The 17,650-nt window shown below is 71.0% G+C and carries 17 protein-coding genes; 2 read left to right on the top strand and 15 right to left on the bottom strand.

Annotated features, from left to right (window positions below; genetic code table 11):
• Positions 1 to 80 precede the first annotated feature (80 nt).
• Positions 81 to 902: a peptidylprolyl isomerase gene (locus AB0A94_RS20540; RefSeq protein ID WP_361746195.1), complete on the top strand. Its 822-nt coding sequence runs from the start codon at positions 81 to 83 to the stop codon at positions 900 to 902.
• Positions 903 to 1,040: 138 nt separating this feature from the next.
• A complete protein-coding gene (locus AB0A94_RS20535; RefSeq protein WP_361746194.1) occupies positions 1,041 to 2,270 on the top strand; it encodes a DUF349 domain-containing protein in 1,230 nt (409 codons plus the stop codon).
• 73 nt (positions 2,271 to 2,343) lie between these two features.
• Here the strand turns inward: AB0A94_RS20535 and relA are convergent, their stop codons facing one another.
• From relA to pgsA, 15 genes are all read right to left on the bottom strand, one after another.
• Positions 2,344 to 4,869: a GTP pyrophosphokinase gene (gene relA, locus AB0A94_RS20530; protein WP_361746192.1), complete on the bottom strand. Its 2,526-nt coding sequence runs from the start codon at positions 4,867 to 4,869 to the stop codon at positions 2,344 to 2,346.
• 194 nt (positions 4,870 to 5,063) lie between these two features.
• Positions 5,064 to 5,603, bottom strand: coding sequence for an adenine phosphoribosyltransferase (locus AB0A94_RS20525; RefSeq protein WP_361746190.1), 540 nt, complete (start codon positions 5,601 to 5,603; stop codon positions 5,064 to 5,066).
• A complete protein-coding gene (gene secF / locus AB0A94_RS20520; protein ID WP_361746188.1) occupies positions 5,600 to 6,718 on the bottom strand; it encodes a protein translocase subunit SecF in 1,119 nt (372 codons plus the stop codon). Before secF ends, AB0A94_RS20525 begins: the two co-directional genes overlap by 4 nt.
• Before the next feature lie 3 nt (positions 6,719 to 6,721).
• Positions 6,722 to 8,494, bottom strand: coding sequence for a protein translocase subunit SecD (gene secD / locus AB0A94_RS20515; RefSeq protein WP_361746186.1), 1,773 nt, complete (start codon positions 8,492 to 8,494; stop codon positions 6,722 to 6,724).
• 132 nt (positions 8,495 to 8,626) lie between these two features.
• Positions 8,627 to 9,121, bottom strand: coding sequence for a preprotein translocase subunit YajC (gene yajC / locus AB0A94_RS20510; protein WP_361746184.1), 495 nt, complete (start codon positions 9,119 to 9,121; stop codon positions 8,627 to 8,629).
• A 165-nt stretch (positions 9,122 to 9,286) separates the two neighbouring features.
• Positions 9,287 to 10,357, bottom strand: a complete 1,071-nt coding sequence (gene ruvB / locus AB0A94_RS20505; RefSeq protein WP_217130009.1) for a Holliday junction branch migration DNA helicase RuvB — start codon at positions 10,355 to 10,357, stop codon at positions 9,287 to 9,289.
• Between the two features lie 42 nt (positions 10,358 to 10,399).
• Positions 10,400 to 11,005, bottom strand: a complete 606-nt coding sequence (gene ruvA, locus AB0A94_RS20500; protein WP_361746182.1) for a Holliday junction branch migration protein RuvA — start codon at positions 11,003 to 11,005, stop codon at positions 10,400 to 10,402.
• Positions 11,002 to 11,568, bottom strand: a complete 567-nt coding sequence (ruvC, locus tag AB0A94_RS20495) for a crossover junction endodeoxyribonuclease RuvC (protein WP_361746181.1) — start codon at positions 11,566 to 11,568, stop codon at positions 11,002 to 11,004. The genes ruvA and ruvC overlap by 4 nt, the downstream gene beginning before the upstream one ends.
• A 106-nt stretch (positions 11,569 to 11,674) precedes the next feature.
• Positions 11,675 to 12,427 carry a YebC/PmpR family DNA-binding transcriptional regulator gene (locus AB0A94_RS20490; RefSeq protein WP_361746179.1) on the bottom strand — a complete coding sequence of 251 codons (753 nt, stop codon included), beginning with the start codon at positions 12,425 to 12,427 and terminating at the stop codon, positions 11,675 to 11,677.
• Between the two features lie 48 nt (positions 12,428 to 12,475).
• Complete coding sequence (pdxT, locus tag AB0A94_RS20485) at positions 12,476 to 13,081, bottom strand: pyridoxal 5'-phosphate synthase glutaminase subunit PdxT (RefSeq protein WP_361746380.1); 606 nt, start codon at positions 13,079 to 13,081, stop codon at positions 12,476 to 12,478.
• On the bottom strand, positions 13,075 to 13,986 hold the full coding sequence (gene pdxS, locus AB0A94_RS20480) for a pyridoxal 5'-phosphate synthase lyase subunit PdxS (RefSeq protein ID WP_093768304.1): 912 nt from the start codon (positions 13,984 to 13,986) through the stop codon (positions 13,075 to 13,077). The genes pdxT and pdxS overlap by 7 nt, the downstream gene beginning before the upstream one ends.
• A 140-nt stretch (positions 13,987 to 14,126) precedes the next feature.
• A complete protein-coding gene (locus tag AB0A94_RS20475) occupies positions 14,127 to 14,669 on the bottom strand; it encodes a hypothetical protein (RefSeq protein ID WP_217130013.1) in 543 nt (180 codons plus the stop codon).
• A gap of 66 nt (positions 14,670 to 14,735) precedes the next feature.
• Entirely contained in the window at positions 14,736 to 15,899 is a 1,164-nt protein-coding gene (locus AB0A94_RS20470) for a glycosyltransferase family 4 protein (RefSeq protein WP_361746177.1), read from the bottom strand.
• Positions 15,896 to 16,837 carry a phosphatidylinositol mannoside acyltransferase gene (locus AB0A94_RS20465; protein WP_361746175.1) on the bottom strand — a complete coding sequence of 314 codons (942 nt, stop codon included), beginning with the start codon at positions 16,835 to 16,837 and terminating at the stop codon, positions 15,896 to 15,898. Before AB0A94_RS20465 ends, AB0A94_RS20470 begins: the two co-directional genes overlap by 4 nt.
• On the bottom strand, positions 16,834 to 17,505 hold the full coding sequence (gene pgsA / locus AB0A94_RS20460; protein ID WP_361746173.1) for a phosphatidylinositol phosphate synthase: 672 nt from the start codon (positions 17,503 to 17,505) through the stop codon (positions 16,834 to 16,836). Before pgsA ends, AB0A94_RS20465 begins: the two co-directional genes overlap by 4 nt.
• Between the last annotated feature and the right edge of the window lie 145 nt (positions 17,506 to 17,650).

Genomic DNA, 17,650 nt, shown 5'->3' with positions numbered 1-17,650 from the left:
GGGGCACACGCAGGCGGTCGGCTCACCGCACGCACGCACGCGTACCGGCCGGCACACGAGACGCATGAGGAGAGAACCCGGTGGTCAGCCAGGAACAGCGGCGGCGTCAGCTCGCCCGGGAGAAGTTCTTGCGGCAGCAGCAGCGGCGCACCGAAGCGCGGCGCAAGTCGCGGATCCGCAACTCGGTGATCGCGTCCGTGCTCGGTGTGGTCCTCGTGGGCAGCCTCGCGCTGTACACGACCGGAACGCTCAAGCAGGACGACGACAAGACCAACGCGAACGCGGAGGTCACGCCGAGCGCCTCGGCGCCGAGCAAGGCGCCCGACCCGTGCGACAAGCCCGCCGAGGGCAAGGTCAAGTCGGAGACCTGGAAGAAGGAGCCGGCGGTCACCATCGACAAGTCGGCGGAGTACACCCTGAAGCTGGACACGACCTGCGGCGGGATAGACGTGGCGCTGAAGGCGTCGGCGGCCCCGCACACGGTCAACTCGTTCGACTTCCTGGCGAAGAAGGGCTACTTCGACCACAGCAAGTGCCACCGGCTCACCACGAACGGCATCTACGTGCTGCAGTGCGGTGACCCGACGGGCACCGGTACCGGCGGCCCCGGCTACACGATCCCGGACGAGAACCTGAAGGACAAAAGCCTGAAGGACAACATCTACCCGGCGGGCACGGTCGCGATGGCCAACACCGGGCAGAAGGACAGTGGCGGCAGCCAGTTCTTCCTGGTCTACCAGGACAGCCAGCTTCCGCCCAGCTACACCCCGTTCGGCACCGTCTCGGACGCCGGCATGAAGGTGCTGAAGAAGATCGCCGACGCCGGGGAGAGCACCGGAGCGGGTGACGGGGCGCCCAACGCGACGGTCGTGATCGACAAGGCGACCGTCACCAAATCCTGACCCCCAACTGCGAAATTTCGGTCGCGCGGGATGCGGACAGGCATCCCGTCGGTCGCCTATGTTGGCCGTGACGAAACTGTGGACGATGCCCGGGGGAGCTTCGAGGCCCCCTCGACGGCATCATGTGGAGGAGGCGCTGTGAGCAGCGACCCGTGGGGCCGCGTCGACGAGACGGGGACCGTGTACGTGCGTACGGCCGACGGCGAGCAGGTCGTCGGTTCCTGGCAGGCCGGCTCCCCCGAGGAGGCGCTGGCCTACTTCGAGCGCAAGTACGAGGGCCTGGTTGTCGAGATCGGCCTCCTCGAGAAGCGAGTGAAGACCACCGACCTGTCGTCCAAGGACGCCCAGACCGCGATCGGGCACCTGCGCGAGCAGGTGGACGCGCACCACGCGGTCGGTGACCTGGACGCCCTCAGGGCCCGGCTGGACAAGCTCGTGGAGCTGGTGGAGACGCGCCGCGAGGAGCGCAAGGCACAGCGGGCCAAGCAGTCCGACGAGGCGCGTCACGCCAAGGAGGCGCTGGTCGCCGAGGCGGAGGAGCTGGCGCAGTCCGACCAGTGGCGGGCCGCCGGTGAGCGGCTGCGGTCCCTGGTGGACACCTGGAAGGGTCTGCCGCGGCTGGACCGCAAGTCGGACGACGAGCTGTGGCACCGGTTCTCGCACGCGCGGTCGGCGTTCTCCAAGCGGCGCAAGCAGCACTTCGCGCAGCTGGACGCGCAGCGCGAGGACGCCCGCCGGGTCAAGGAGCGGCTGGTCGCCGAGGCCGAGTCGCTGTCGGGCTCGACGGACTGGGGGGCGACGGCCGCCCGCTACCGCGAGCTGATGTCGGAGTGGAAGGCCGCGGGCCGCGCCCAGCGCGAGCACGAGGACGATCTGTGGAACCGCTTCCGCGGTGCCCAGGACGTCTTCTTCGCCGCCCGCGGCTCGGTCTTCGCCGAGCGGGACGCGGAGCAGGCGGAGAACCTCAAGCTCAAGGAGGAGCTGGCCGAGGAGGCCGAGAGGCTCCTGCCGATCACGGATCTGAAGGCCGCGCGGGCCGCGTTCCGCGGGATCAACGAGCGCTGGGAGGCCATCGGCCACGTGCCGCGGGACGCCCGCCCGAAGGTCGAGGGCCGGATGCACACCGTGGAGCGGGCCCTGCAGGAGGCCGAGGAGGCCGAGTGGCGCCGGACGAACCCGGAGGCACGCGCGCGTGCCGCGGGTCTGACCGGTCAGCTCCAGGCCGCCGTGGACAAGCTGAAGGGCCAGGCCGAGCAGGCCAGGGCACAGGGCAACACCGCCAAGGCGGAGAAGCTCGAGCGGGAGCTGGAGGGCCGCCAGGCCCTGCTGGACCAGGCGCTGAAGGGTCTGCAGGAGTTCGGCGGCTGACCTCTCGCACGACGCACGGAAGGGGGCTCCCGCACCGAGGTGCGGGAGCCCCCTTCCGTGCGTCTGCCGTCCGCTACGTGCGGTTGCGGGCCGAGGTGACCCGGTAGACGTCGTAGACGCCCTCCACGCCGCGTACGGCCTTCAGGACGTGGCCGAGGTGCTTCGGGTCCCCCATCTCGAAGGTGAAGCGGGAGGTGGCGACGCGGTCGCGGGAGGTCTGGACGGCCGCGGAGAGGATGTTGACGTGCTGGTCGGACAGTACGCGCGTGACGTCCGACAGCAGCCGGGACCGGTCGAGGGCCTCGACCTGGATGGCGACCAGGAAGACCGAGGACTGGGTGGGCGCCCACTCGACGTCGAGGATCCGCTCGGGCTCCCGGGACAGCGAGTCGACGTTGACGCAGTCGCTGCGGTGCACCGATACGCCGCTGCCGCGGGTGACGAAGCCGATGATCGGGTCGCCGGGCACCGGGGTGCAGCAGCGGGCGAGCTTCACCCAGACGTCCTCGACGCCCTTGACGACGACACCGGGGTCGGCGCTGGAGCGGCGCTTGCGGCCCCGGCCGCGGGCCGGCGGGACCGACTCGTCGATCTCCTCGGTGGCGGCCTCCTCGCCGCCGAGGGCCTGGACGAGCTTCTGCACGATGTTCTGCGCGGAGACATGACCCTCGCCGATCGCCGCGTACAGCGCGGAGATGTCCGAGTAGCGCATCTCGTGCGCCAGCGTGACCAGCGAGTCGCCGGTGAGGATGCGCTGGATCGGCAGGTTCTGCTTGCGCATCGCGCGGACGATGGAGTCCTTGCCCTGCTCGATGGCCTCGTCGCGGCGCTCCTTGGAGAACCAGGCGCGGATCTTGTTGCGGGCGCGCGGCGACTTGACGAAGCCGAGCCAGTCGCGGGAGGGTCCGGCGCCGGCCGCCTTGGAGGTGAAGACCTCCACCAGGTCGCCGTTGTCGAGGGTCGACTCCAGCGGGACCAGGCGGCCGTTGACCCGCGCCCCGATGGTGCGGTGGCCGACCTCGGTGTGGACGGCGTACGCGAAGTCCACCGGCGTGGCGCCGGCGGGAAGCGCTATGACGTCACCCTTGGGGGTGAAGACGAAGACCTCGTTGCGGGACAGGTCGAAGCGCAGCGACTCCAGGAACTCGCCGGGGTCCTCGGTCTCCTTCTGCCAGTCGAGGAGCTGCCGCAGCCACGCCATGTCGTTGATGGCGTCCTTGTCCTTGCCGGACGACTTCGGCGCGTCGGTGCGGATCTTGGAGGCGCCGGCGACCGCCTCCTGCTTGTACTTCCAGTGCGCGGCGATGCCGTACTCGGCGCGGCGGTGCATGTCGAAGGTGCGGATCTGCAGCTCGACGGGTTTGCCGCCGGGGCCGATGACCGTCGTGTGCAGCGACTGGTACATGTTGAACTTGGGCATCGCGATGTAGTCCTTGAACCGGCCGGGGACCGGGTTCCATCGCGCGTGCACGGTGCCGAGGGCCGCGTAGCAGTCGCGGACGGTGTCCACGAGGACGCGGATGCCCACCAGGTCGTAGATCTCCGCGAAGTCACGGCCGCGGACGATCATCTTCTGGTAGACGCTGTAGTAGTGCTTGGGGCGTCCGGTGACGGTCGCCTTGATGCGGGCGGCGCGCAGGTCCTGCTGCACCTCGTCGGTGACGATGGCGAGGTACTCGTCGCGCTTGGGCGCGCGCTCGGCGACCAGGCGGACGATCTCGTCGTACATCTTGGGGTAGAGGATCGCGAAGGCGAGGTCCTCCAGCTCCCACTTGATGGTGTTCATGCCCAGGCGGTGGGCGAGCGGCGCGTAGATCTCCAGGGTCTCGCGCGCCTTCTTCTCCTGCTTCTCGCGCTTGAGGTAGCGCATGGTGCGCATGTTGTGCAGGCGGTCGGCGAGCTTGATGACCAGGACGCGGGGGTCCTTGGCCATGGCGACGACCATCTTGCGCACGGTCTCGGCCTGCGCGGCCTCGCCGAACTTGACCTTGTCCAGCTTGGTGACGCCGTCGACGAGCAGGGTGACCACGTCGCCGAAGTCGCGGCGCAGGTCCTCCAGGCCGTACTCGGTGTCCTCGACGGTGTCGTGCAGCAGTCCGGCCATCAGCGTGGCCGGGTCCATGCCCAGCTCGGCGAGGATGGTGGTGACGGCGAGCGGATGCGTGATGTACGGGTCGCCGCTCTTGCGCTTCTGGCCGCGGTGCCAGCGCTCGGCGACCTGGTAGGCGCGCTCGATCTGGCGGAGCGTGGCGTTCTCGATCTTGGGATCGTTGCTGCGCACGATCCGCAGCAGCGGCTCGAGGACCGGGTTGTACGGGTTGGCGCGCTGGACGCCGAGCCGGGCGAGGCGGGCGCGGACGCGGTTGGAGGAGCCGGAGCGCGGCTGGCCGGTGTTGGGGCGGGCCAGGGTGGCCGAACGCTCGGGAGGGGCCGGCTTGGGGCGCGGCTGCTCGGGCTTGTCGACGGGCGCCGACTGGGCGTGCTGGACCGGCCCGCGCGTGTCGTTCTTCGCGTGGGGCGCGCTCGGCGCGGGCTTGGCCGCGGCCGCCGAGGCGGACTCGGGCTTGGCGGCGGTCAGGTGCTGGGCCTCGTCTGGCAAGAGGGCTCCTCGTGCGCGATCCGGGTCCCCCGGTCAGGCTCCGGACACCCCATGGTAGCGATCCCGTGGCCGTGGATCGCCTGCGGGCGGTCGTGAGGACGGTCTGCCCCTGAAACACCCGAGGCGGGCACCGGATTCCTCCGGGCCCGCCCGAGCGGTGTTCCCTGTGCGCGGTTCGCGTGCGACACCGCTGGTCAGACCGTGAGCAGCGCCTCCAGCGGGGCGCCGGCCAGGGCCGGTTCCAGCCGGGCGCGGCCGCCGAGGAAGCCGAGCTCCATCAACACGGCCAGGCCCGCCACCTCGGCGCCCGCCCTGCGGATGAGCTGGACCGACGCCTCGGCGGTGCCGCCGGTGGCGAGGACGTCGTCGACCACCAGGACGCGGTCGGCCGCGCTCAGGTCCTCGGCGTGCACCTCGATCTCGGCGGAGCCGTACTCCAGGTCGTACGCCTGGCTGAGGGTGGCTCCGGGGAGCTTGCCCGCCTTGCGCACGGGGATGAAGCCGAGGCCCGCGCGGACGGCGACCGGGGCGCCGAGGATGAATCCACGGGCCTCCAGACCGACGACCTTGGTGGCGCCGGTGGCGCGGGCGATGTCGGCCAGGGCGTCGCTGAGCGCGGCGAACGCCGCGGGGTCCGCCAGGAGCGGGGTGATGTCCTTGAACATCACGCCCGGTTCCGGGTAGTCCGCCACGTCCCGGATGCGGCTGAGCAGCAGTTCTCGGATCTCCGTCATCGGCGCTTCCCGGAGGAACGGCCCCGGCCGCGGGTACGGGCGGCCGACTGGTCGCGCGGGCCGACGACCGCGGGTGCGGCGTCCTCGGGCTCGTCGTCGTAGTCCTCGTCGGCGACCGGGGACTCCTGCGCCTCCCCCGCGGCCGCGCCCTGGGCGCGCTTGGCCAGGACGCGCTTCTTCAGGGACTTCATCGACGGCTCGAGCTCCTTGAGGTCGGCCACGAGCGGGGTGGCGATGAAGATCGAGGAGTACGCACCGGCGGCGAGGCCGACGAACAGCGACAGCGAGATGTCGTTCAGCATGCCGGCGCCGAGGACACCGCCACCGATGAACAGCAGGCCCGCCACCGGCAGCAGCGCGACCACCGTGGTGTTGATGGAACGGACCAGGGTGCTGTTGATGGAGCGGTTGGCGATCTCGCTGTACGTCCAGCGGGTCTGCTTGGTGATGTCCCTGGTCTGTTCCTTGAGGCTGTCGAAGACGACGACCGTGTCGTACAGCGAGTAACCGAGGATGGTGAGCAGACCGATCACCGTGCCCGGCGTGACCTCGAAGCCGACGAGGGCGTAGATGCCGACGGTGATGGTGATGTCGTGGATCAGGGCGACGAACGCGGCGAGTGCCATGCGCCACTCGAAGGCGATCGCCAGGTAGATCACGACCAGGACGAGGAAGATGCCGAGGCCCTGCCAGGCCTTGTTGGCGATCTGTTCGCCCCAGCTGGGACCGACCAGTTCGGCGTTGATCTGCTCGCCGTCGACCTTGAGGTCCTCGGCGAGCGTGTCCTTGATCTTGTCCGACGTGTTGGTGTCGATGCCCGCGACCTGGATGCGCAGGCTTCCGTCGCCGAGCTTCTGGACGATCGCGTCGTGGCCGGAGGCGTCCTCCGCGTACTCCTCGGCCTGGGCGACCGAGACGCTCATGTTCTTCGGGGTGGTGAAGGCCGCTCCGCCCTGGAACTCGATGCCCATGTGCAGGCCGCGCACCGCCAGGCCGACGATGGCCGTGATGGTGATCAGGATGGAGATGCCGTACCAGATCTTGCGGTTCTTGACGAAGTCGTAGCCGACCTCGCCGTGGTGCAGTCGGGCGCCGAGGGTGCCGAGCTTCGACATCTCTCACGCCTCCTTCGTCTGGGCAGGGGCGGAGGGACGGCGGGTACGGCGCAGGGGCGGCTTCGCACCCAGCGCCTTCGGGTCGAGACCGGACCACTTGTGGCCGCTCGCGAAGAACTTCCGGCGGGCCATCAGCGTGAGCAGGGGCTTGGTGAAGAGGAACACCACCACGACGTCGAGCACGGTGGTCAGACCGAGCGTGAACGCGAAGCCCTGGACCTTGCCCACGGTGACGACGAAGAGCACCGCGGCGGCGAGGAAGGACACGAAGTCGGAGACCAGGATGGTGCGCCGGGCGCGCGGCCAGGCCCGCTCCACGGAGGGACGCAGGGTGCGGCCCTCACGGATCTCGTCCCGGACCCGTTCGAAGAAGACGATGAACGAGTCCGCCGTGATGCCGATCGCGACGATGGCACCGCACACGGCCGGCAGGTTCAGCGCGAAGCCGATGGTCGGGCCGAGCAGCGACATGATCACGTAGGTGAGGGCCGCGGAGACCAGCAGGGAGGCGATGGCGATGAAGGACAGGCCGCGGTAGTAGACCAGCAGGTAGAGGACGACCAGGGCGAGGCCGATGGCGCCGGCGATCAGACCGGCCTTCAGCTGCTCACCGCCGAGCGCGGCGGTGACGGTGTTGACGCTGTCCTCGCGGAAGGTCAGCGGCAGGGCGCCGTAGGACAGCATGTTGGCCAGTTCCTGCGACGACTGCTGGGTGAAGTTGCCGGAGATCTCCGCGTTGCCGCCGGTCAGGGCCTGGCTGACGTACGGGTCGGAGACGACCTCGTTGTCCAGGACGATGGCGAACTGGTTCTGCGGGGACTGGTTCTGGGCGAGCTGGCCGGTGATGTCGGCGAACTTCTTGGCGCCCTTGTCCGTGAAGTCCATGGTGACGACCCAGCCGGCACCGCTCTGGGTGTTCAGGACGGCGCTGGCCTCGTCGACGTCCGTGCCGTCGACCGCGGCGGGACCGAGGATGTACTTCTGCCACTGGCCCTGGGAGTTCTGGCCGCAGGCCACGGTGGAGTCGGTGGCCTTGGAACCGTCACCGGCCTTGGCGCGGACGCTCTCCTTGGTGCAGTCGAGCGCGGCGTACTGTGCCTGGAGCTTGCTGTCCGCGTCGCCGGAGGTGCCGCCGGTCGCGGACGGGGAGGGGCCGGCCGCGCCGCTCGGGGAGGCGGACGGCGTCTCGTCGGCCTTCAGGGCGTCGGTGACGGCGCGGCCCTGGGTGGTGGCGCTCGCCGACGGGGAGGAACCGTCGGTCGCCTTCTCCGTGGCCTCGTCGGTCGCCTTGTCGGTCGCCTTGTCCTTGTCGGAGTCCTGTGCCGAGCCGTCGCCGGTCGCGCTGGGCGTGGGCGCGGCGCCGCCACCGGCGAGTTCGGTGGCGATGACGGGACGGAAGTAGAGCTTGGCGGTGGTGCCGACCTGTTCCCGGGCCTGCTCGGAGTTCGTGCCCTTGGGAATGTTGACGATGATGTTGCGGTCGCCCTGCGTCTGGACCTCGGCCTCGGAGACGCCAAGACCGTTGACACGCCGCTCCATGATGGAGACCGCGGTGTCCATGTTGGTCTTGTTGATCGCGGACTCCTGGCCGGCCTCGGGGACCGCCGCCAGTGTGATGCTCGTGCCACCGGCCAGGTCGATGCCGAGACGCGGAGTGGTGTGCCCGGAGGCGAACATCCCTCCGGTGAGCGCCACGATGGCGATCAGGATCAGAGCCAGCGAGCGCCACGGCTTACTTGTGGCGCTCGCGTTCCGTCCCTTTTTGACTGCTGCCACCTTCTCGTACTCCCTCTCGGGCCGCCTCGCGCCGGATCGGCGGGCCGGCGGCCATGACATGGTGTCGGGACTCCGTGCGAGTCGGGCATGTCCCGGGGCGCGCGGGCAGCACCCGCGCGCCCCGGGCCACGACTACTTCGCGTCGGAGTCGCCGTCGGACTTCTTCGACTGCGCGTCCGCCTTCGCCTCGTCGGCGGTGTCGGCCGGCTCGTCGACCGCGTCCTTCTTGCCGAGGTCGACAGGCGTGTCGTCGGAGGCGGCGGCAGCGTCGGAGGAGTCGTCGGTCTCGGTGAGGGAGGAGGCGTCGTCGGGGACGAGGTCGGCGTCGGACTTCAGGTCGTGCTCGATGCCGTGGACGATGCGGTTGTACTCCTCGTCGGTCAGGACGGCACCGATCGAGTTCTTGGCGAACAGCAGCTCCACACCCGGGCCGGCGTCGAGGAGGACCGTGTCCTCGCTGACCTCCTTGACCGTGGCGTACATGCCCCCGATGGTGCGGACGCCGGAACCGGGCTGCATCTGGTTCCGCATGTCGATGGCCTGCTGCTGCTTCTTCTTGGCCGACCGGGTCATCAGGAACATGGCCCCGATGAGCACAATGAACGGGAGGAGGGTCACGAGACTCACGGGTCGGAACTTCCTTCACACGACCGCGATGGTGAACGGCCTGATGGTTGGGGGTGTGTACTGCCGCCGACAAGGGCGGCATCGGCGGAGTCTAAGCGAGTCCGCGCGCAGGGAACAACGCTCAGCATCGCACCGGGGTTCCTGCCTGGGCCAACGTCCTCGCCGTCACGCCCCGAACAGGTCCCCTTGTCCGTTTCCGGGGGCTCCTGAGCGGGGCGGCGTGAGGCCGAGATGCGCCCATGCCGCAGGGGTGGCGACCCTCCCGCGCGGGGTGCGGGCGAGCAGCCCCTCCCGTACGAGGAAGGGTTCGGCCACCTCCTCCACGGTCTCACGTTCCTCCCCGACCGCGACGGAGAGCGTGGACAGGCCGACGGGTCCGCCGCCGAACAGCTTGAGCAGGGCCTCGAGGACGGCCCGGTCCAGCCGGTCGAGGCCCCGGGCGTCGACCTCGTAGACGGCGAGGGCCGCCGCGGCGATGTCCTTGGTGATCACCCCGTCGGCCTTGACCTGCGCGTAGTCCCGGACGCGGCGCAGGAGGCGGTTGGCGATACGGGGCGTGCCGCGGGACCGGCCGGCGATCTCCGCGGCGCCCGCCGGGTCGATCTCCACGTCGAGGAGGCTCGCCGAGCGGTGGACGACCCGCTCCAGTTCGGCGGGCTCGTAGAACTCCATGTGCGCGGTGAAGCCGAAGCGGTCGCGCAGCGGGGGCGGCAGCAGGCCGGCCCGGGTGGTGGCGCCGACCAGGGTGAAGGGGGGCAGTTCGAGGGGGATGGCGGTGGCACCGGGGCCCTTGCCGACGATCACGTCGACGCGGAAGTCCTCCATCGCCATGTAGAGCATCTCCTCGGCGGGCCGGGACATGCGGTGGATCTCGTCGAGGAAGAGCACCTCGCCCTCCTGGAGGGAGGAGAGGATCGCCGCGAGGTCACCGGCGTGCTGGATGGCGGGGCCCGAGGTGATGCGGATGGGGGCCTCCATCTCGGCGGCGATGATCATCGAGAGGGTGGTCTTGCCGAGGCCGGGGGCTCCGGAGAGCAGCACGTGGTCGGCGGTGGCCCCCCGGGCGCGTGCGGCGCGCAGCACGAGGTCCAGCTGCTCGCGGACCTTCTCCTGGCCGATGAACTCGCCCAGGTCCTTGGGGCGCAGGGCGGCCTCGACGGCCTGGTCCTCGCGGTCGGCGGACGCCCCGACGAGCCGCTCCTCGGCGGAGGTGTCGGTGGTGTCGTCCCAGTTCATGTGCGTGTGCCTCAGCTCTTCGTACGGGCCAGGGGGCGCGGGCTATCGGGCGCGGTTCAGGGTCTGCAGGGCCGCCTTCAGCAGCTGCCCCACCTGCGGGGTGCCCCCGGCGGCCTCCGCCTGGGGGGCCACGGCGGACACGGCCTCGTCGGCCTCGCGGGTCGCGTACCCGAGGCCGATCAGGGCGGCGTGCAGCTGGTCGCGCCAGCCGCTGGTGACCGGTGCGCCGACGGCGGGGGCGCCGAGCGGCTCGCCGAGGCGGTCCTTCAACTCGAGGAGCAGCTTCTGGGCGCCCTTCTTGCCGATGCCGGGGACGGCGGTCAGCGCCTTCTCGTCCCCGGTGGAGACGGCTCTGCGCAGGGCGTCGGGGGTGTGCACGGCGAGCATCGCCTGGGCCAGCCGGGGGCCCACGCCGCTGGCGGTCTGGAGCAGTACGAAGACCTGGCGCTCGTCGTCGTCGGCGAAGCCGTACAGGGTCAGGGAGTCCTCGCGGACGACGAGGGAGGTGGCGAGTTTCGCGGGCTGTCCGACGCGGAGCGTGGAGAGCGTGTTCGGCGTGCACTGGACGGCCATGCCGACCCCGCCGACCTCGACCACCGCGGCGTCGGGAGCGAGGGCGGCGACCGTGCCGCTGACGAAGGCGATCATGCCGTACGGCCTTTCGATGCGTGCGGGGATTGGGGTGTGCGGGGGGTTCTCGAGGCGTGCCGGGCGACGGCCTGCTGGAGCCGGTTCTGCGCGGGGGCGCGCCAGATGTGGCAGATGGCGAGCGCGAGGGCGTCGGCGGCGTCCGCGGGCTTCGGCGGCGCGTCCAGCCGCAGCAGCCGGGTGACCATGGCGCCGACCTGGGCCTTGTCGGCGCGGCCCGAGCCGGTGACGGCGGCCTTGACCTCGCTGGGCGTGTGCAGGGCGACGGGGATGCCCCGGCGGGAGGCACACAGGATGGCGACGGCGCTGGCCTGGGCGGTGCCCATCACCGTGCGCACGTTGTGCTGGCTGAAGACGCGCTCCACGGCGACGAACTCGGGCCGGTGCTCGTCCAGCCACTGTTCGAGGCCCTGCTCGACGGCGACGAGGCGGTGGCCGAGGTCGGCGTCCGCCGGTGTGCGGACGACGCCCACGCCGAGCATAGTGAGCGGCCGTCCGGCGACGCCCTCGACGACGCCGACACCGCACCGGGTCAGCCCCGGGTCCACCCCCAGTACACGCACGGCCGGCCCTTTCCCTCGATCACCTGTCCGTGCAGGCTATCGGGTGCCACTGACAAGGCGACGGGCCGACGGAAGTGTCCCGCCGGCCCGCTGAGCAGTGGACGCGTTACGCGTCGACCTTCTCCATGATCTCGTCGCTCACGTCGAAGTTGGCGAAGACGTTCTGCACGTCGTCGCTGTCCTCCAGCGCGTCGATGAGCTTGAAGATCTTCTTGGCGCCCTCCTCGTCCAGCTCGACCTGCATGGTCGGGACGAAGTTGGCCTCGGCGGAGTCGTAGTCGATCCCGGCGTCCTGCAGGGCGGTGCGCACGGCGACCAGGTCGGTGGCCTCGCTGAGCACCTCGAAGTTCTCGCCGAGGTCGTTGACCTCCTCGGCGCCCGCGTCCAGGACGGCGGTGAGGACGTCGTCCTCGGTCAGCCCGCCCTTGGGGACGATCACCACGCCCTTGCGGTTGAACAGGTAGGACACCGAGCCCGGGTCGGCCATGGAGCCGCCGTTGCGGGTCATCGCGACGCGCACGTCGGAGGCGGCGCGGTTGCGGTTGTCGGTGAGGCACTCGATGAGCACCGCGACACCGTTCGGACCGTAGCCCTCGTACATGATCGTCTCGTAGTCGGCGCCACCGGCCTCGAGACCGCCACCGCGCTTGATGGCGGAGTCGATGTTCTTGTTCGGCACCGACTGCTTCTTGGCCTTCTGGACGGCGTCGTAGAGCGTGGGGTTGCCGTCCAGGTCGACGCCGCCCATCCGCGCGGCGACCTCGATGTTCTTGATCAGCTTCGCGAAGAGCTTGCCGCGCTTGGCATCGATCACGGCCTTCTTGTGCTTCGTCGTGGCCCATTTAGAGTGGCCGGACATCTGCCTGTCTCCTTCGCGTAACCCATCTCTGCAACGAACGCAGGAATCCTACAAGGACTCGGCCGCCCGGCACGCGCGCACCATGTCGACGAAGAGGCCGTGCACGCGGTGGTCGCCGGTCAGTTCCGGGTGGAACGACGTGGCCAGCGCGTTGCCCTGGCGGACGGCGACGATGTGGCCGCCGTGCTCGGCGAGCACCTCGGTCCCGGCGCCGACGGACTCCACCCAGGGGGCGCGGATGAAGACGCCCTCCACGGGGCCGCCCTCGACTCCCCTGACGTCGACCGCGGCCTCGAAGGACTCGTTCTGCCGTCCGAAGGCGTTGCGGCGCACGATCATGTCGATGCCGCCGACGGTCTCCTGGCCCGAGCGCGGGTCGAGGATCTTGTCGGCCAGCATGATCATGCCGGCGCAGGTGCCGTAGACGGGCATGCCCTCGCGCACGCGCGCGCGGAGGGGCTCCATCAGGCCGAAGAGGACCGACAGCTTGGAGATCGTGGTGGACTCCCCGCCGGGGACGACCAGGCCGTCGACCTCGGCGAGTTCCTCGGGGCGCCTGACCGGCCTGGCCACGGCGTCGGCCGCGGCCAGGGCGACGAGGTGCTCCCGTACGTCGCCCTGGAGGGCCAGGACACCGATGATCACGGTCACCAGCCGCGGTTGGCGTAGCGCTCGGCCTCGGGGAGGGTGTCGCAGTTGATGCCGACCATGGCCTCGCCGAGGTTGCGGGACGCGTCCGCGATGATCTTCGGGTCGTCGTAGAAGGTGGTCGCCTTGACGATGGCGGCGGCGCGCTTGGCCGGGTCGCCGGACTTGAAGATGCCGGAGCCGACGAAGACGCCCTCGGCGCCGAGCTGGCGCATCAGCGCGGCGTCGGCCGGGGTGGCCACACCACCGGCGGAGAACAGCACGACGGGGAGCTTGCCCAGCTCGGCGACCTCCTTGACCAGCTCGTACGGGGCGCGCAGCTCCTTGGCGGCGGCGTACAGCTCGTGGTTGTCGTAGCCGCGCAGGCGGGCGATCTCGTTCTTGATCTGGCGCAGGTGGCGCACGGCCTCGACGACGTTGCCGGTGCCGGCCTCGCCCTTGGAGCGGATCATGGCGGCGCCCTCGGCGATGCGGCGCAGGGCCTCGCCCAGGTTGGTGGCACCGCAGACGAACGGGGTGGTGAACGCCCACTTGTCGGAGTGGTTGACCTCGTCGGCCGGGGTGAGGACCTCGGACTCGTCGATGTAGTCGACGCCGAGCGACTGCAGCACCTGGGCCTCGACGAAGTGGCCGATGCGGGACTTGGCCATCACGGGGATGGAGACCGCGTCGATGATGCCCTCGATCATGTCCGGGTCGGACATCCGGGCCACGCCGCCGTCCTTGCGGATGTCGGCCGGGACCCGCTCCAGGGCCATGACGGCGACGGCGCCCGCGTCCTCGGCGATCTTCGCCTGCTCGGGCGTGACGACGTCCATGATCACGCCGCCCTTGAGCTGTTCGGCCATGCCGCGCTTCACGCGGGCGGTGCCGGTCTCGGGACCCTGGTTTTCGGAGAGCGTGCTGGACACGAATGACCTCGCTGAGGGGAAGGAGGGGGTTTCTGCAGCACTGAGGAAACGTGAACGGAGCAGTCCACAGCAAGGGCCAATGGGTAGCCGGTGGATCCTTTTCGGTCGGCGGCGGTCCGCCGTGCGGCCGGATACCGCGGTCAGGCCGCCCGCTCGACCAGGGCGGCCGGAGGCTCGTCGTCCATCTCGAAGGCCATCGGGAAGGGCGCGTGTCCCGCCAGCCGGAACCAGCGCACCTTGCGGTGCCGTCGCAGCGCCCGTGCCGCCCGTACGGCGTCGTTGTGGAAGCGGCGGGCCATCGGCACCCTGCGCACCGCCTCGGCGAGCTCCAGGGCCGCCTCCTCTCCCCCTGGCGCCTCCCTGACCGCGTCCACCTGCTGCGCGTCGCCGAACACCGCGCGCAGTGCCTGGCTGAGCTCGCTCTCCGCGACCTCGCGCTGCTCCTCGACCGCCTGCCGCGCGGCGTGCGCGGCCTCGTAGAGCACGATCGACGCGGCGGGGTCGAGCACGCCCGAGGTGGCCAGTTCCTGGGCCACGGAGGCGCGGCGCAGCAGCTGGGCGTCGAGCGCGGCCCGGGCGGCGTCGATACGGGCGTGCAGCCGGTCCAGGCGTCCCGCCGTCCAGCTCAGGTAGAGGCCGACGGCGACGAGGGCGACGAGGATCCAGATGAGGGTTGCGGTCACGGGCGGCAAGGCTAGTACCGCCGGCCGCGGATCCCGTCCCTGGGGGCGGAACCTGCTGCCCGGCCGTCAGTCCCGTGCCAGGCCCAGCCGGGCCCTCAGCCCCGTCGCGCGGTCGTCCGTCGCCACCGCCGCCGCGCCCGCCGTCACCGTCTCGTAGACCGACAGGATGTCCGCGCCGACCGTCGACCAGTCGAAGCGGCGGACGTGGGCGCTGCCGCGGTCACTGAGCTCCGCGCGGCGTTCCGGGTCCTCCAGGAGCCGTACCGCCGCCCGCGCGAGCGCGTCCGGGTCCTCGTTGGCGAACAGCTCGCCCGCCGCTCCCCGGTCGAGGACCTGCGCGAACGCGTCCAGGTCGGAGGCGAGCACCGGCGCGCCCGCCGACATCGCCTCGACCAGGATGATGCCGAAGCTCTCCCCGCCGGTGTTGGGCGCCACGTACAGGTCGACGCTGCGCAGGAAGCGGGCCTTGTCCTCGTCGCTGACCATGCCGAGGAACTCCACGCGCGGGCGCAGCTCCCGGGGCAGCGACTCGACCGCCTCCTCCTCGTCGCCGCGCCCGGCGACCAGCAACCGCGTCCGCGGCCGGGCGGCGAGGATCTTCGGCAGGGCCCTCATCAGCACCGGCAGGCCCTTGCGGGGCTCGTCGATCCGGCCGATGAAGCCGATGGTGTCGCCCTGCCACTCCGGTCTGGGCTCGGCCTTGGCGAAGAAGTCGACGTCGACGCCGTTGGGGATGACCACCGCGTCGCCGCCCAGGTGCTCGACGAGGGTGCGGCGGGCGTACTCGCTCACCGCGATCCGCGCGCTGATCTTCTCCAGGGCGGCCTGGAGGATCGCGTACGCGGCGATCATCGCGCGGGAGCGCGGGTTGGAGGTGTGGAAGGTGGCGACGATCGGCCCCTCGGCCGCCCAGCAGGTCAGCAGGCCCAGCGAGGGCGAGGTCGGCTCGTGGATGTGGACGACGTCGAAGGCGCCCTCGTGCAGCCAGCGCCGTACCCGCGCGGCGGACAGGAAGCCGAAGTTGAGCCGGGCCACCGACCCGTTGTACGGCACCGGCACCGCGCGGCCGGCCGAGACGACGTACGGCGGCAGCGGGGTGTCGTCGTCGGCCGGGGCGAGGACGGACACCTCGTGACCGAGCCGGATGAAGTACTCGGCCAGGTCACGGATGTGGAACTGGACGCCTCCCGGCACGTCCCAGGAGTACGGGCAGACGATGCCGATCCTCACGGGGTCCCCTCCCGGTCCTGCCCGGGGGCCGTCGCGGGATCCCGCGCGGGGTCGAGGTCCTTCAGCCACAAGCGCTGCAGCATGTGCCAGTCCTCCGGATGGTCGGCGATCCCCGTGGCGAAGGCGTCGGCCAGCGCCTGTGTCATGACGGACGTCTTCTCCGCGCGCGTGCCTGACCCGGGGACCTCGACCGGCGGATGGACCCGGCCCCGCATCACGGGCGAGTCGTCGTACCAGAGGGTCACCGGCAGCAGCCGGGCCCCGGTCTGCTGGGCGAGCAGGGCGGGTCCGGCCGGCATCCGGGCCCTCTCGCCGAAGAAGTCGACCTCGACACCGGAGGCGGACAGGTCGCGGTCGGCGACCAGGCAGACCAGCCCGCCGTCGCGCAGCCGCCGGGCCAGGGTGCCGAAGGCGGAGCCGCCGTTGTGCGGCAGCACCTCCATGCCGAGGCCCTCGCGGTAGGCGACGAAACGGTCGTACAGCGTCTCCGGCTTCAGCCGCTCGGCGACGGTGGTGAACGGTATGCCGAGCTTCGTGGTGACCCAGGCGCCGGCCAGGTCCCAGTTGGCGAGGTGCGGCAGCGCCAGGACGACGCCCTTGCCGGCCGCCAGGCCGTCGGTCAGGTGGTGAAGGTCCTTGACGTCCAAGCCGGACGCGACGCGCTCGGGGCTCCAGGCGGGCAGCCGGAAGGACTCCATCCAGTAGCGCAGGTACGACCGCATGCCCGCGCGGGAGAGTTCGGCCAGCCGTTCCGGGCCCGCGTCCGGCACGACGCGCGCGTAGTTGTCCTCCAGCCGGAGGACGCCCTTGCCGCGCCGCTTCCACGCGAGATCGGCGATGCTCCGGCCGAGGCGCACGGCGACGGGCTCGGGGAGTTTCTTGACGGTGCCCCAGCCGGCGCCGTACAGGGCGTCGGTCAGCCGTTCCCGGGCGCTCACGTCGCGGCCTCGCGCCCCTGAGCCTCATGCCGCTCCGCGGCCTCCGCCTCGGCGGACTCGCGGCGCACGGTGACCACCCGCTGGATCAGCGTGACCAGGCTGCCGACGGCGACGATCCACAGGGCGACCGGCAGCAGGTACCGGATGCCGGGCACACCGAACGCGTGCAGGCCCGCGAGACCGGCCGCGACCAGCGAGACCACCAGCCGTTCGGCCCGCTCGACCAGACCGTTGACGGCGACCGGCAGGCCGATCGACTCGCCGCGCGCCTTGGTGTACGACACCACCTGGCCGCTGGCCAGACAGAAGATCGACACCGCGCACAGGGCGATGTCGTCGCCGCCCCCGGCGTACCAGAGGGCGAAGCCGCCGAAGATCGCCCCGTCGGCGACCCGGTCCAGGGTGGAGTCCAGGAAGGCGCCCCAGCGGCTGGAGCGGCCCAGCTGGCGGGCCATGTTGCCGTCGACCAGGTCGGAGAAGACGAACAGCGTGATGACGACCGTGCCCCAGAAGAACTCGCCCACGGGGTAGAAGACCAGCGCGCCCGCGACCACTCCCGCGGTGCCGATGAGCGTGACCGTGTCGGGGCTGACCCCCCGCCGGATGAGAAACGCGGCGAACGGTGTGAGGACACGCGTGAAGAATGCACGCGCGTACTTGTTCAGCATGGCCTTCCCGACGGTCGGTGGGGCCGCGCGGCCCCTGCTGGCCACCCGGCGGGCCCAATCGTAGTCACGCGCACGCACGGGCGGCCGCGGGGCACCCGTACGCCCGTACGGAGGCGGGGTCCTGCCCGGCGGATCGTGCCGGGGA

This window comes from Streptomyces sp. NPDC044984, assembly GCF_040646935.1.
Lineage (GTDB): Bacteria > Actinomycetota > Actinomycetes > Streptomycetales > Streptomycetaceae > Streptomyces.
Note: the sequence above shows the minus strand (reverse complement) of the source record. Positions and strands in the feature narration are given on the sequence as shown.

Coding starts and splice junctions, on each gene's coding strand:
- AB0A94_RS20525 (WP_361746190.1), bottom strand. CDS start 5,603: ATGACGGAGATCCGAGAACTGCTGCTCAGCCGCATCCGGGACGTGGCG.
- secF (WP_361746188.1), bottom strand. CDS start 6,718: ATGTCGAAGCTCGGCACCCTCGGCGCCCGACTGCACCACGGCGAGGTC.
- ruvB (WP_217130009.1), bottom strand. CDS start 10,357: ATGAACTGGGACGACACCACCGACACCTCCGCCGAGGAGCGGCTCGTC.
- ruvA (WP_361746182.1), bottom strand. CDS start 11,005: ATGATCGCCTTCGTCAGCGGCACGGTCGCCGCCCTCGCTCCCGACGCC.
- AB0A94_RS20490 (WP_361746179.1), bottom strand. CDS start 12,427: ATGTCCGGCCACTCTAAATGGGCCACGACGAAGCACAAGAAGGCCGTG.
- pgsA (WP_361746173.1), bottom strand. CDS start 17,505: ATGCTGAACAAGTACGCGCGTGCATTCTTCACGCGTGTCCTCACACCG.